This window comes from Psychrobacter sp. P11G5 (genome assembly GCF_001593305.1).
Taxonomy (GTDB): domain Bacteria; phylum Pseudomonadota; class Gammaproteobacteria; order Pseudomonadales; family Moraxellaceae; genus Psychrobacter.
The window spans coordinates 2,474,350-2,488,609 of record NZ_CP012533.1 but is presented as its reverse complement, the minus strand read 5'-3'; the positions used below and the strand labels follow the sequence as shown (position 1 = coordinate 2,488,609).

12 protein-coding genes and 1 tRNA gene are annotated in these 14,260 nt (G+C 41.3%); 11 read left to right on the top strand and 2 right to left on the bottom strand.

The window, feature by feature from the left end:
- Nucleotides 1-180 precede the first annotated feature (180 nt).
- From AK825_RS10010 to AK825_RS09960, 11 genes are all read left to right on the top strand, one after another.
- A complete protein-coding gene (locus tag AK825_RS10010) occupies nucleotides 181-1,317 on the top strand; it encodes a porin (protein WP_068036869.1) in 1,137 nt (378 codons plus the stop codon).
- 191 nt (nucleotides 1,318-1,508) lie between these two features.
- Nucleotides 1,509-2,291 carry a hypothetical protein gene (locus AK825_RS10005; protein WP_149038758.1) on the top strand — a complete coding sequence of 261 codons (783 nt, stop codon included), beginning with the start codon at nucleotides 1,509-1,511 and terminating at the stop codon, nucleotides 2,289-2,291.
- 163 nt (nucleotides 2,292-2,454) lie between these two features.
- Nucleotides 2,455-4,089 (top strand): CTP synthase, encoded by a 1,635-nt coding sequence (locus AK825_RS10000; protein WP_068036867.1) that lies wholly within the window; start codon nucleotides 2,455-2,457, stop codon nucleotides 4,087-4,089.
- 370 nt (nucleotides 4,090-4,459) lie between these two features.
- On the top strand, nucleotides 4,460-5,335 hold the full coding sequence (gene kdsA / locus AK825_RS09995; RefSeq protein ID WP_068036864.1) for a 3-deoxy-8-phosphooctulonate synthase: 876 nt from the start codon (nucleotides 4,460-4,462) through the stop codon (nucleotides 5,333-5,335).
- A 36-nt stretch (nucleotides 5,336-5,371) separates the two neighbouring features.
- Nucleotides 5,372-5,626 (top strand): heavy-metal-associated domain-containing protein, encoded by a 255-nt coding sequence (locus AK825_RS09990; RefSeq protein ID WP_068036857.1) that lies wholly within the window; start codon nucleotides 5,372-5,374, stop codon nucleotides 5,624-5,626.
- 263 nt (nucleotides 5,627-5,889) lie between these two features.
- Nucleotides 5,890-6,114, top strand: a complete 225-nt coding sequence (locus AK825_RS09985) for a cation transporter (RefSeq protein ID WP_068036854.1) — start codon at nucleotides 5,890-5,892, stop codon at nucleotides 6,112-6,114.
- A gap of 288 nt (nucleotides 6,115-6,402) precedes the next feature.
- Complete coding sequence (locus AK825_RS09980; protein WP_068036852.1) at nucleotides 6,403-8,763, top strand: cation-translocating P-type ATPase; 2,361 nt, start codon at nucleotides 6,403-6,405, stop codon at nucleotides 8,761-8,763.
- 323 nt (nucleotides 8,764-9,086) lie between these two features.
- Entirely contained in the window at nucleotides 9,087-10,403 is a 1,317-nt protein-coding gene (gene eno / locus AK825_RS09975) for a phosphopyruvate hydratase (protein ID WP_068036849.1), read from the top strand.
- Between the two features lie 111 nt (nucleotides 10,404-10,514).
- Nucleotides 10,515-10,823, top strand: coding sequence for a septum formation initiator family protein (locus AK825_RS09970; RefSeq protein ID WP_068036846.1), 309 nt, complete (start codon nucleotides 10,515-10,517; stop codon nucleotides 10,821-10,823).
- 128 nt (nucleotides 10,824-10,951) lie between these two features.
- Complete coding sequence (gene ispD / locus AK825_RS09965; protein WP_227514051.1) at nucleotides 10,952-11,701, top strand: 2-C-methyl-D-erythritol 4-phosphate cytidylyltransferase; 750 nt, start codon at nucleotides 10,952-10,954, stop codon at nucleotides 11,699-11,701.
- A 448-nt stretch (nucleotides 11,702-12,149) separates the two neighbouring features.
- On the top strand, nucleotides 12,150-12,752 hold the full coding sequence (locus tag AK825_RS09960; protein ID WP_068036840.1) for a BLUF domain-containing protein: 603 nt from the start codon (nucleotides 12,150-12,152) through the stop codon (nucleotides 12,750-12,752).
- Nucleotides 12,753-12,950: 198 nt separating this feature from the next.
- On the opposite strand, the gene AK825_RS09955 is transcribed toward AK825_RS09960, so the two are convergent.
- Both AK825_RS09955 and rnt read right to left on the bottom strand, forming a co-directional pair.
- A tRNA-Glu gene (locus AK825_RS09955) sits at nucleotides 12,951-13,026 on the bottom strand.
- Nucleotides 13,027-13,588: 562 nt separating this feature from the next.
- Nucleotides 13,589-14,248, bottom strand: a complete 660-nt coding sequence (gene rnt, locus AK825_RS09950) for a ribonuclease T (protein ID WP_068039308.1) — start codon at nucleotides 14,246-14,248, stop codon at nucleotides 13,589-13,591.
- Between the last annotated feature and the right edge of the window lie 12 nt (nucleotides 14,249-14,260).

Genomic DNA, 14,260 nt, shown 5'->3' with positions numbered 1-14,260 from the left:
GCGATAAAAAGATACAGTCTAAAATTAAGTAATGCGAATAGTTACAGGTATGTAAATTTTGTTTTTTCATCTTACTGTCATATTGGATTGCTATATTTATGTCTGACTAGTTCAGTAACTCTTTATATATCAGCTAACCTTAACCAATTTATCAAAAAAATTGTAAAGTGGAGATGTCTTTTGAAAAAACTATTTTTAGCCTCATCAGTCGCAATGCTATTAGTATCTACAGCTCAAGCGGCACCGACTGTTTATGGCAAAGCATTTGTTACCGCCAACTATGTCAATGCTTCATTCGAACGAGAAGCTATGGACGATAGTAGTATAAGCATTAATGAAGACAACAGTTCAGTAGAAATCGCATCAAAATCTTCACGTATTGGTTTCAAAGGTTCTGAAGCCATGACTGCCAATACTGATGTGATCTACCAATTAGAGTATGGAATCAAGGTTGATGATAGTGGCAGCAGTAACATCGGTTTTAAAAGCCGTGATACTTATCTGGGTCTAAAGAATAAAGACCTTGGCGAATTCCGCTTTGGTCGTAACTACTCAGTCGTTGATTATATCGATAATGTCACGGTCAATGAAGGTTACTGGGACAATGTGGGTGCTAGTAGTTTAAGCAAAAATACACTAGCCAATGCTTTAACCTTAGCTGATGGTTACCGAGTTAATAACTCTATCGTCTGGAAAGCGCCTAAATACAATGAGTTACCATTAGAGCTTGCGTTGCAGTATGGTGCTGATGAAGACTTTATATCTGACGATAATAGTCGTGACAGCGGCTATGGTGCCTCATTACTATTTAATCCAGGCAATGGCTTTACGGCTGGTGTTGCTTATCAGAGTGATCTGGCTACTAAAAATCCCAGTAGTACTAATACGGGCGGCGATATGATCCGTGGGACGGCTACTGTCGATCTAAGTAATTATGTTGCTTATCCAGTAAAAGTGGGCGCTCTATACCAACAAGCTGATTTTGATGATACTAATGAAACTGAAAAAGGATTGATATTAAGTGCTGAGATGGGTCTAAGTAACCTCGCTCGTCCAGCCTCAATATATGCACAGTACAATAAAACGGATAACTTAAGAGGCATTAATGAAAATAATTCAGATCAAATCGTCGTAGGCGGTAAATATAGCTTTAGAAAGAATATAATTGCACATGCTTATGTCGGTAATAACACTGCAGACTTAAAAAATGATCTTTTCATTGCTGGTCAAGATGACGGTGATAAAGATATTCTTGTCAGAGCGCGTGGTGATGCTAGCGTCTTCGTGGTCGGTGCTGGTCTAGAATACAAATTCTAAATTTCTTGTTATAAAGTAAGATGCACAAAAAGAGGCCTATCAAAATTGATAGGCCTCTTTTTGTGCATCTTAATGCTTTCTTAACGGCTTTAGGGTTATTGTTTAATAAGTTGGCTTTCTAATATCAGTATTGTTTGTAAAGTAAATAAATTTATTAATTAAACTGAGTAGTAACTCAAAGAGGCATAAAAATGAACAAATCTATGTCAGGTGATTACACGGCTACTGTAAAACAAGCATTAGTAAAAGTACCAGAGGTCACGTTACTATTTTGGATAATAAAAATAGCGGCGACTACCTTAGGGGAGACAGCGGGCGATGCACTATCTATGTCATTGAACTTAGGGTACATCATAAGTACAGCAATATTTGCCGTCATATTTACTATCGCAGTCGCCACCCAAATCAAAGCAAAACAGTTTAATAAGTGGTTGTATTGGGGTACTATCGTCGCGACCACTACTCTTGGGACCACAATTGCAGATTTCGTTGATCGTTCTTTAGGGATTGGCTATGCTGGTGGGTCGTCATTATTATTCATAATGTTAGTTCTATGTTTAATAGTTTGGCGAAAAACTATGGGCAGTATCAGTGTTGATAGTATTGTGTCACCTAAGGCTGAGGTGTTTTATTGGACGACTATTATGTTCTCTCAAACACTAGGCACAGCACTTGGTGATTGGGTAGCAGATAGTAAAGGCATGGGATATACCACTAGCGCCATTATATTTGGAAGCTTGTTAGCGGTAATCGCTGGCGCTTATTTTTGGACAAAAATATCTAGAACGCTATTATTCTGGTCGGCCTTTATTCTGACCAGACCATTAGGGGCAGTACTAGGTGACTTTTTGGATAAACCTATTGATCATGGAGGCTTAGCACTAAGCCGTTTTGGAGCTTCAGCAGCATTACTAGTCTTTATAATTGTCTGTTTATTGGTGTTTAAGCACAGAGCCAGTGCTAAGTCTCATTAAAGAGGATCTAAATAACTTTGTATCGGTTAGCTAAATATACCAAGAGCCTATAAGCGCACGATATCGCCGAAACTTAATAATTTAATAGAGTTTGTGCTTTTGCCCTATATTTTATGGCGTATTTTTAGTAAAATCCTCTTTTACCAATTACCGATAGAGTACTATGACCAAGTTTATATTTGTGACCGGTGGGGTAGTGTCCTCACTAGGGAAAGGTATTACCGCAGCTTCCCTTGCTGCGATACTCGAAGCGCGCGGCGTGAGTGTAACGATGACCAAGATGGATCCGTATATTAACGTTGATCCAGGTACGATGAGTCCGTTCCAGCATGGCGAGGTGTTCGTCACTGAAGATGGGGCGGAGACGGATTTAGATTTGGGTTATTATGAGCGTTTTTTACGCCATTCAAAGATGAGTAAGAGTAACAACTTCACCAGTGGTCGCATCTATCAGAATGTCCTGAATAAAGAGCGCCGTGGTGAATACCTAGGCGGTACGGTACAGGTTATTCCACATATCACTGATGAGATTAAGAGTAAAATCTTAGCCAGTGGTGTGGGCTATGATATCGCCATTATTGAGATTGGCGGGACGGTCGGTGATATCGAGTCACTACCTTTTATGGAAGCCGTACGCCAGATGCAAGTAGAGCTTGGTCGCAATAGAGCCATGTTGATGCATTTGACGCTAGTACCTTATATTGCTAGTGCGGGCGAAACCAAAACCAAACCGACTCAGCATTCAGTGAAAGAGCTGCGTTCTATTGGCTTGCAGCCTGATATTTTAATCTGTCGCTCTGACCATCATATCTCGCAAGATAACCGCCGTAAGATTGCATTATTTACTAACGTTGAAGAACGTGCGGTCATCATGTGTGAAGATGCGCAAAGCATCTATCAAATACCGCGTACACTTCATGAGCAAGATCTTGATGATCTAATCTGCGAGCGCTTTGGTCTTGATGTACCTGAAGCAGATTTGAGCGATTGGGACAAAGTGGTTGAAGCCCAGCTCAATCCTGAATCAACTGTCACCGTAGCGATGGTTGGCAAATATGTCGAATTGCCTGATGCCTATAAGTCTATCAACGAGGCGTTGCTACACGCAGGTATCACGCATAAAGCAGACGTTAAAATTGATTATATCGATGCTGAGCGTTTAGAAGATGATGACAGTTTATTGGCGCAGCTAAATAATGTTGATGCCATCTTAGTACCAGGTGGTTTTGGAGAGCGCGGTACCAATGGTAAAATAAAAGCCATCACTTACGCTCGTGAAAACAACGTACCTTATCTAGGTATTTGCCTTGGTATGCAATTAGCTGTAATTGAGTATGCGCGTAATGTACTTAAAATTGATGCCAATTCTTCTGAGTTTGATCGCAAGACCGCTGAGCCTATCATTGGTCTGATTACTGAGTGGTTAGATGAGCGCGGCGAGCTACAGATTCGTAGTGATGACTCAGATCTTGGTGGCACTATGCGTTTAGGTGCTCAGCAAGCTGAACTGGTTGCTGGTAGCAAGCTGAGCCAGATCTATGGCGCAAGCAATATCACTGAGCGTCATCGCCATCGTTATGAGATGAACAATCGTTATATCGAACCATTAGAGCAAGGGGGCATGACCATATCAGGTTATTCTGCTAAGCAACATTTGGTTGAATCGGTTGAGGTTGCCGATCATCCATGGTTTATCGCGGTTCAGTTCCACCCTGAATTTACCAGTTCACCGCGTGGTGGTCACCCACTGTTTAATAGTTTTGTTAAAGCTGCAAAAAATTATAGTGAAACTAAATAACAGCTATCGTACGACAGCATGATAGATATAGAAAAGACTGATCTTCGGATTGGTCTTTTTTTTAATCATGTTTTTGTGGCACTGTGGTTTTAACGCTATAGTCAGGTCAATATAAAAGATATACCGTGGGACTGGTATAAATTTTTTGTAGCCTCTGTCTGCGTAGGCACAGCAAGCAAGAAAAGTTTGTACCAGTCACGCATCATAATGTCATGTATCCATTTTATTTAGTATCGACTATATGACGTTCGTGATGATTTATTGATGACTATCGATTTTGTCTAATTACGCTTGCACACTTTTTTTAATTGGGCTATCGGTTACAATATGGGATAGCAACATTAATAACAATAAACAGGGCAATGACTTCATGGATAATTTATTAACCGCGCAATCACATATTCAGCTTACTACTCCTAACAATAACACCATTAATATCGGTAACGATCAGCCATTTGTATTGTTCGGTGGTATGAATGTCTTAGAGTCAAAAGAGTTGGCATTTGAGATTGCTGAGCAGTATGTCGAGATATGCCAGCGTTTGGGTATCGGCTATGTATTCAAAGCCAGCTTTGATAAAGCCAATCGCTCGAGCCTACATTCGTATCGAGGCCCTGGGTTAGAGCAAGGTATTGATTGGCTAGGGCAAATTAAAGAGAAGTTCCAAGTGCCGATCATTACTGATGTGCACGAACCATATCAAGCAGCGCCCGTCGCTGAGGTTGCCGATATTATCCAGCTTCCTGCATTTTTATCGCGTCAGACTGACTTGGTACATGCGATGGCTAAGACAGACGCCATCATCAATATTAAAAAAGCGCAGTTTTTAGCCCCGCACGAGATGCGCCATATCGTTAATAAATGCCTCGAAGGTGGAAACGATAAGCTTATCCTTTGTGAGCGCGGTAGTGCCTTTGGTTATAATAATCTAGTTGTTGATATGCTGGGCTTTGATACCATGAAGCAGATGGATATTCCAGTATTCTTTGATGTGACACATAGCTTACAGCAGCCGGGTGCACGTAGTGATAGTGCAGGTGGACGTCGTGAGCAAATAACGACGCTTGCCCGTGCAGGTATGGCAACAGGACTAGCAGGGCTGTTTTTAGAAGCGCATCCAAGCCCAGAAACGGCAAAGTGTGACGGCCCATGTGCATTGCGTATGAGTCAACTAGAGCCATTCTTACGTCAGTTGAAGCAGATTGATGATTTGGTCAAAGGCTTTGAGGTATTAGATACTCATTAATGCAGTCAATGTAGGAAATGATAAGAGGGTAAGATAATGGCCATCCAAATTGCACAAGTCAGTATCGAAAATATCGATGACACCGAAGGATTAGAGAGCGTGATGACCGCGCTTAAGAATATCACAGGGGTGACCGCAATCGAGCTTGATCCTGAGAACGATGTTGCTACCGTAAGCTACGATGATACCGATACCAGTATTCACGCCTTAACTGCCGCGATTAGCATGGTCGATTATGTTACCCAGCCGTTTCCTATTGATGCACCGCAAAATCCACATCATCATGATTAGCTATTGCCTGCAGGTTTTGCTCTAGAATAAGAGATGTTCCTTATCGTTTTGGCACAAATTTATGGTTCTGTTAATAAAGTAATAACCAATGAGTCTTGTTGTTAACGATAATACGGATTATGCTGATTAAGTATTGTTTTTATAAAACTTTAAAAGACAGTTATTTTAAAAATTAGTCTTTAGAAAATAACTATAAAAGCAGTTTATTTACTTATAAAAATATTCATCTATAAAAACTCATTTACAAGAATAAGGAACCTAACATGGCAGACCAAACACGTATTATTAAAATTGATGGCATGACTTGTGGTGGCTGTGTGGCAAGCGTCCATAATGCCACCGCCGATATCGATGGTTTAGATGATATCAGTATCGAGCTTGCAGACAATCAAGCGACAGTAACCTTTGACGATAGCAAAACAAGTGCAGAAGCTATTGCATCTGCTATCGACGAAGCTGGATTTGATGCGACCGTCGCTAACTCTTAAGCATTGTCGTTTATGTAAGAAAACCAGCTATCATGGCTGGTTTTTTGATGGATATTTAAATTAACAGTGGTTATGAATATGGGGTTGCTTCTGTAACTTAACTGGCTTGCTGTTATTGATTTGCAGAGAGCATCTGACTTGAATAGACAGCAGTCGTAACCATTTAATATTAACACTGATATTTAATTTTAGAATGTCCTACTTGTTTCATTTAGATTTCCCATCCACTGATATTTTTATTGCTCATACGAATTTATAAACGCTATAACGCAATGACGAGTTCTATTTATGAATGATTCTACCCGTACCGCCAATGACCAGTCCTATGATGTTGAGACTGATATTCAGTCTAATACGACGCTCGCGCCCGAGCGTGCACACCTGCAACTGGCCATTGATGGAATGACATGTCAGGCTTGTGCCTCACGCATCGAGAAGGTACTTAATAAAAAGCCGTCGGTATATGAGGTGAGTGTAAACTTCGCTGGCGAGACCGCCAATGTAGATTACGATCCGACGCAGACCACGCCCGAGCAAGTCACGGATTGGGTAAATAAGACGGGTTTCGTTGCAAACTTGCAGGCAGGTGATAGCTTGTTTGCGAAAACAGATAAAGATACGGCGACTGAATACCCATGGCGACTGATTGGGTTATGGATTTGCTTGGTGCCATTTTTAGTTGGTATGGCAGGCATGCTTTTCGGTCAGGGTATGTCATGGATGCTACCGGTCTGGATGCAGTTTATCTTAGCGACAATTGTACAATTTGGACTGGCGTTACCATTTTATAAAAGCGCTTGGGCGTCAATCAAAGGTGGTCTTGCCAATATGGATGTGCTGGTCGTCATCGGTACGGTAACCATTTGGGCATACTCAACTTATTTATGGCTCACTCATGGCGATGGCACCTTAAGTAGTCTTTTGCAAAGTGGTCATGCTGGTGGTCACGGTGCGGATAGCGGTCCTGCGGTGTATTTTGAAGCAGGGGTAATGGTCATTGCGTTTGTTCGTACGGGTAAATATCTTGAAGAGCGTACCAAAAAGCATAGCCTTAACAGTATTGATTTATTATTGTCATTAACCCCTGATGAAGTCGAGCAGCAGCAGCCGAATGGCGACTTTCATAATGTTGCCCTGCAAGATGTGCAGGTTGGTAATATTTTGCGCGCTAAGCAAGGGAGCCGCGTAGCAACTGATGGTACGGTTATCGGTGGCAGTGGTTGGTGCGTGGAGAGTCATTTAACTGGTGAGTCAGTACCACTCAAAAAAGAAGAGGGCGATGGACTACTAGCAGGCGCTCTAGTCGAAAACGGCAGCTTACTATATCGCGTCAGTGCTAAAGGCAGCGATACGAAGCTTGGTGATATGGTGCAGGCGCTCAGTGATGCGCAAGGCTCAAAAGCCAATTTAGCACGCCTTGCCGATAGAGTAACGGCAGTATTTGTCCCAGTCGTAGTGGCGATTGCTATTGTCACTTTTGGGCTGACATGGTGGTTGACCGGTATGATTGACATCGCCTTGATGCATGCAGTGTCTGTATTAGTCATTGCCTGTCCGTGTGCACTTGGTTTGGCCACACCAGCCGCTATCATGGCTGGTATGGGTGTCGCTGCGCGTCATGGCGTTTGGTTTAAAGACGCGCAAAGCCTAGAAGCCGCAGGTAATATTGATACCGTTGTCTTGGATAAAACAGGCACATTAACCATCGGTAAGCCTACTATCGTGGACAATGTGATGGTAGATAAGTCGCTTGCCATTGATGATGTCTTACAAATTGCCGCGAGCGTTGAGGCGCATGCCAGCCACCCCTTAGCGACTGCGCTTATCAATGCGGCTACCGCGCGAAACTTACCATTAATGAATGTGACTGATATTAGCGTCATCAAAGGCGCTGGTATACAAGCAAATATCGAAGGCTTAGGTCTTGTAAAAGTCGGTACCGCAGAGTTTGCTAACTTGACGTTGCCAAAGCTGATGCCAAAGGTATGGCAAATTGCCAGTACCGTTGCGATTAGTATTAATGATGAGCCGCTTGGTGCTTTTGCCCTTGCTGATGACTTAAAGGCTGATACGCCGCAAGCCATTACCGCGCTACAGGATTCTGGTATCAATGTCATTTTGATGAGTGGTGATAAACAGTCCGTCGTCGATCATGTGGCAGGGCAGCTGGGTATTGAACAAGCTTACGGTAAAATGAGCCCTCGTGATAAAGCAAGCCAAATTGCCTTATTGCAAACCGCTGGTCATAAAGTTGCGATGGCAGGTGATGGTGTCAACGATGCGCCAGCGATGGCCACCGCTGATGCTAGCTTTGCCATGTTTGAGGGTACTGATGTTGCTCAGCATAGTGCCTCTGCACGTTTGATGGGCGAGTCGCTCATGCATATCGATGCTGCGCAAAAAATTGCTCAAGCAACACTGCGTAATATCAAGCAAAATTTGTTTTTTGCTTTTATCTATAATTGCCTTGGTATTCCGCTTGCCGCCTTTGGCTTTTTAAACCCTATGATTGCCGCCGCCGCTATGGCGCTTAGCTCCATTTCAGTATTAATGAATGCGCTACGATTGACACGATTTAAAACAGAGGTGGAGCTACATAATACGGTATCCCCATCTGATATGGAAACGCAAAGCTCAGCGAAGATATAAATATCATATCGTCTTTGATATTATATGCACTTAAACGAGACTATAACCGCTAGCATCATTACTTATGTTTGATTTTATGGGCGCAAGTTGGTGTAAGATAAGGGAAGTTTGGCGAAATATATGCTATTATGCCAAGCACTATAGCCAAGTATTTGATGCACCAATTAGACATTTAAAGATGTCAAAAAGTAGCTGGCTGTATAGATGTCTAAAGTAACTTTAGACACGTGTGCTATATGATATTTTGCTTTATCTTTTTTTGTATTCTAGTTGCCGTTATTTATCCCACAAACTTGGCATGACCAAAGGAATTAACAGACATTATGTACGCTGAAGAAACCAACAACGTCACCGCAATTAAAGACATTCGCGCTCGTGAGATTTTAGACTCGCGCGGTAACCCAACGATTGAAGCCGATGTAATTTTAGCCGATGGTACTATCGGACGTGCTGCTGCTCCAAGCGGCGCTTCTACTGGCTCACGTGAGGCGCTCGAGCTGCGTGATGGCGACAAAGATCGCTATATGGGTAAAGGCGTTAAAAAAGCCGTTGCCAATGTTAATAGCCAGATTCGCAGTGCTTTGGTAGATAAAGATGTTACAGAGCAGCAAGGTATCGATGACGCTATGATTGCGTTAGATGGTACAGAAAACAAAGACAGTCTTGGTGCTAATGCGATGCTAGCCGTGTCACTGGCGACTGCCAAAGCTGCTGCTAAGTCACAAAATCTGCCATTACATCAATACATTGCCAACTTACGTAATCAGACGTCGCTGACAATGCCTGTACCGATGATGAACATCTTAAACGGTGGTGAGCATGCGGATAATACGGTTGATATCCAAGAATTTATGATTGAGCCAGTTGGTTTCACCAGCTTCTCAGAAGCGTTGCGTGCTGGTACGGAGATTTTCCATAGCTTAAAGTCTGTTTTGAAATCACAAGGCTTGAATACAGCAGTCGGCGATGAAGGCGGCTTTGCACCGAACTTACGTAGCAATGAAGAAGCTATCACTGTTATCATGCAGGCGATTGAGCAAGTTGGCTATAAAGCGGGTGAAGATATTCATTTGGCTTTAGACTGTGCTGCTAGCGAGTTCTATAAAGATGGTCAATACATCTTGGCAGGCGAGGGCAATAAGGCTTTCGATAGTCAAGGATTCTCCGACTATTTAGTTGGATTGGCACGTCAATATCCTATTATCTCTATCGAAGACGGTCTTGATGAGTCAGATTGGGATGGTTGGAAGTATTTGACTGAGCAGATTGGTGATAAGGTTCAGTTGGTTGGTGATGATTTATTTGTGACCAATCCTGCTATTTTACAAGAAGGTATTGATAAGCATATCGCCAATGCAATTTTGATTAAGTTTAACCAAATTGGTACATTATCAGAAACGTTAGATGCGATTTACCTTGCCAAGAAAAATGGCTATGCAACGATTATCTCGCATCGTTCAGGTGAAACTGAAGATAGTACTATTGCAGATTTAGCGGTTGGTACTGCTGCTGGTCAGATCAAAACTGGCTCACTATGCCGTTCAGATCGCGTCGCGAAATATAATCAGTTGCTACGTATCGAACAACAAGTCCGTGCAAGCTATCGTGGTCGTGAAGAGTTCATTGGTCTACGTGGTTAAGAACCTGAACTTATAGCTAAAGCTAGGTGATATATCATTATTTGTATTTCGCCTAGCAAGCTTAATTAATGTTTATTTTATTATCTCTATATGGTTTGGCGTTATCACTTTATGAAATACTTAAGCCAATTTATATTACTCGCTCTAGCCGTTGCAGTACTTTTGGGTCTGCAATATCAGTATTGGTTAGGTGAAAATGGTCGCTTTGAGCGCAACAAACTGTTAACTCAAATTGAAGATCAACAGCGCTTGAATGACAATCAAGTGGCGGCAAACAACCTGTTACGTACCGATGTCCATGATTTGAAAAACGGTCTTGAAGCAGTAGAAGAGCATGCTCGTTTAGATTTGGGCTTGATTAAGCCAAATGAGACTTTTGTACAAGTATCAACCGCACCAACCACGCACAGTCGCTATTAATTTTCTAAAGACTTATCTTCTTCTCTTACCTATAATAGAGACGTTGTACATCTTAAAGTCTTCACTTCTCCTAGTTTTCATTTTTGTCTAGCCATACTGTCATGGATTTTAACCATGAGTACTACCTTATGAATACTATACCTCGTATACATGCCATGATCGTCGCTGCTGGTCGCGGTAGCCGTTTTGGTGCGTCTATAGCCAAGCAATATACCCAGCTGCAAGATCAGACGCTGCTACAGCATAGTGTGGCAAGGCTTGCGTGTAGTACTTATATTGATAAGTGCTTATTGGTTGTAGCGGCAGATGACAGCACAGCACAGACATTAGATTTTGCACTTCCTATACATTATGCTGTCGGTGGAATTGAGCGTTGGCAGTCAGTACAGGCAGGGGTAGAGGCCATCAGTAATGCAGGTGCTAAGGATTCAGATCTAGTGCTGATACATGATGCTGCGCGTCCTGCTGTGCCCAGTCATGATATCGATCAAGTTATTGAAGCGGCGATACTAGAGCCTTATGGCGCTATTTTAGCCACACCTGTGGCTGATACCCTAAAAGAGTCCTATCTCCAGTCTACTGCCCAATCTGAGCTCGTAGATAATACAATAAGTAGCAGCACACATCCTTATACTAAACGTACTATCGACCGTAGTAATATGTGGCAAGCACAAACCCCGCAAGTCTTTCGACTAGATCAGCTGCAGAAAGTACTAGCATATGTCGCTGAACATCAACTAGCTATTACCGATGAAGCCAGTGCTTTCGAACACTTACAGCTGCCTATTCGACTCGTTACTGGCAGTCGTCAAAATATCAAACTTACCTATCCTGAAGATGCTACGTTGCTAGCCGCTATTCTCAACGCTCAAAGCTAGACCATTGTATTAACGAAGCTTTTTTATAAATAGAATTCGTTAATACCACTCTTCCTATTTGTTCTTTGTTCTTTTAGCTTTCTTATTATAATTAATTCTTATTCATAACTAACTCTCAATAGATTGTGTTGCCAGAATTCTTTATTCAACCTATTTTTGGTTCTAGTCAACTTAATCCCTTTAAATATCAGCCTTTCCGAATATAATAGAAGATGAAAAATTGTTTAGTTACAATAATTTATTGTTGTATTAACGTAATAAGTTGCTTAGTTGACCTAACTGCCTTATGATGTAACCAAGTTAATACAATTAATAATAAAAACTTATAATATCAATAATATGACAAGGCATAAAAATTCTGTTTTCTGTCTTATTTATTATATTTTAAAGTCTATAGGCGTTTATTCGTCTAATGTTAAGGGGCATTTAATTGTCGCACGTTACTACTATGAACCATTTAGAAGAGATTGATCTTTACCAGTTTGTATATGTTAGCCGGATTACTTCAACGGGACTATCTGGCGCTAGCACACTAAATGATATTGCTGAAATTTCTATAAAAAATAATAAAGATGATGATATTACTGGTGTACTTTGCTATGGCAATGGATACTTTTTCCAATGTGTAGAGGGTACAGAGCAAGTATTAACTAATTTGAAAAATCGATTACTCATGGATGATAGGCATAAAGATATCCAAACTTTAGATTTCTGTGCGATTAGCGAGCGCGGATTTACTGGTTGGTCATTACGCTCCATCATACTTGAACGTTGGATGATCAGTGATCCTAAAGCCAAGGCACTTATGCCTTTTAAACCCTATAACTGGGCTCCTAATGAGTGGAAACAATTTTTGAAAATTTTGAAAGGTTATTACAAAGAGCAAGAAAAGACAGGTGAAGTCGATGCTCAGCCAATTAAGTACAATGCACTAGGTTTAACATTAGGTAAAGTTGTGGGGCAGCATCAAGCTTTTTTCTTAATTCAAACTGTATTGGGTGCGCTAATCATATTGGCATTATTATGGTTTATGCTATCTGACAAATTCTAATAAAGTATTGATTCTTAGTGTTCTATAATAAAAGCCAGCGTCCTGCTGGCTTTTTGTGTTGTGTATATCTGGTTATGTTATCTACGTCTGGAATAATGCGATTACTAGAAAAAGATAGGCATAAAAAAACCCGTAAAATCTATAAGATTTTACGGGTTTCAAAAGTGCTAAAACAATTACTAATAGCGCTTTAATATGTGGCGTCCCCAGGGGGATTCGAACCCCCGTTACCGCCGTGAAAGGGCGGTGTCCTAGGCCTCTAGACGATGGGGACTAGGTACTGCACCTTCAGCTGCTTTCACCATTTATGCTGAAGTGGTGCACATTCTAATGGCGTCTGCGCTTTGTGTCAAGCCTTTTTCTTCGTCTTTTTAAAATTAAATATCTTTTTTTGATAGCACGGCGTGGATGTAAGTCATTACTCTTTAAATGATGGCGAATCCATAGAGAGGTACAGGTGCTGATAGTCAAAGCGAGTATCATGTAACCAATGATAGTACCCCATAACTTAAATTGTGGATCCATGATAAAGCCCCTCCGTAGTTCCCTAATTAGCATATTACATATACTAGTTGGGATATGAGTAACTTAAGTCATCTATAGGACATCATATTGAGACAGACGGAATCCATAAAAAGAAAGCGAACCATCAGTTTTATTTAGACAGTATAATATACAAACCTCGAGTGACAGTTATCTTGCTTGTCATTTATCATCATCCTAACAGTTACGTCCTTATTGATTATAAAATCAAGATGGCAAAGTTATTCCAAAAATAAAATTATCTGGCTAATCATAATGATGAATAGACATAATCGATATCTGCATGCTACTGGTTATTCATCGTCGTTGTCAGTTAACTCTACCTCTGTTTGCTCAGTATGTAAAGCATTGGGCAACATAGGGTACTGGTTTAGAATATGACAAAATAGTTCGGCTGTCTTTTGAGTATCATAAAGTGCTGAGTGAGCATGACTACCATCAAACTCAAGCCCAGCAGCTTTACAAGCACGTGCTAGTACTGTTTGACCAAAGGCCAACGCTGATAAAGTAACCGTATCAAACACTGAAAATTGATGGAACGGGTTATGGTTTTTGCTATTAGTACGCATTACTGCGGCATTCAAGAATGCTAAGTCAAAATGCGCATTATGACCGACTAGTACACATTGACGACAGTCTTCAGCACGGCGTACTTCTTTTAGTCCTTTAAAGATCCGACGTAGCGCAGTCTTTTCATCTTCTGCAATTGCTTTACGCATAGGGTTATTAGGATCTATACCAGTGAATGCCAGCGATCTTGGCTCTAGATTAGCACCTTCGAAAGGTTCAATATGAGCATTGAGTGCTTCTCCTGGGTAAAATACTCCATGCTCGTCTAATAAGATTGGAATACAAGCAATCTCTAATAGTGCATCGGTCTGTGCATTAAATCCTGCTGTCTCGACATCGACAATGACGGGTACAAACTTACGAAAGCGCTCTTTCATAGTCATTGGAGCTGAGTC

What these genes read in the sequence shown, in the direction of transcription:
- AK825_RS09970 (WP_068036846.1), top strand. Translation starts at nt 10,515, where the DNA reads ATGAAATACTTAAGCCAATTTATATTACTCGCTCTAGCCGTTGCAGTA.
- AK825_RS10000 (WP_068036867.1), top strand. Translation starts at nt 2,455, where the DNA reads ATGACCAAGTTTATATTTGTGACCGGTGGGGTAGTGTCCTCACTAGGG.
- ispD (WP_227514051.1), top strand. Translation starts at nt 10,952, where the DNA reads ATGAATACTATACCTCGTATACATGCCATGATCGTCGCTGCTGGTCGC.
- rnt (WP_068039308.1), bottom strand. Translation starts at nt 14,248, where the DNA reads ATGACTATGAAAGAGCGCTTTCGTAAGTTTGTACCCGTCATTGTCGAT.
- kdsA (WP_068036864.1), top strand. Translation starts at nt 4,460, where the DNA reads ATGGATAATTTATTAACCGCGCAATCACATATTCAGCTTACTACTCCT.
- AK825_RS09985 (WP_068036854.1), top strand. Translation starts at nt 5,890, where the DNA reads ATGGCAGACCAAACACGTATTATTAAAATTGATGGCATGACTTGTGGT.
- AK825_RS09960 (WP_068036840.1), top strand. Translation starts at nt 12,150, where the DNA reads ATGAACCATTTAGAAGAGATTGATCTTTACCAGTTTGTATATGTTAGC.
- eno (WP_068036849.1), top strand. Translation starts at nt 9,087, where the DNA reads ATGTACGCTGAAGAAACCAACAACGTCACCGCAATTAAAGACATTCGC.
- AK825_RS10005 (WP_149038758.1), top strand. Translation starts at nt 1,509, where the DNA reads ATGAACAAATCTATGTCAGGTGATTACACGGCTACTGTAAAACAAGCA.
- AK825_RS09980 (WP_068036852.1), top strand. Translation starts at nt 6,403, where the DNA reads ATGAATGATTCTACCCGTACCGCCAATGACCAGTCCTATGATGTTGAG.
- AK825_RS09990 (WP_068036857.1), top strand. Translation starts at nt 5,372, where the DNA reads ATGGCCATCCAAATTGCACAAGTCAGTATCGAAAATATCGATGACACC.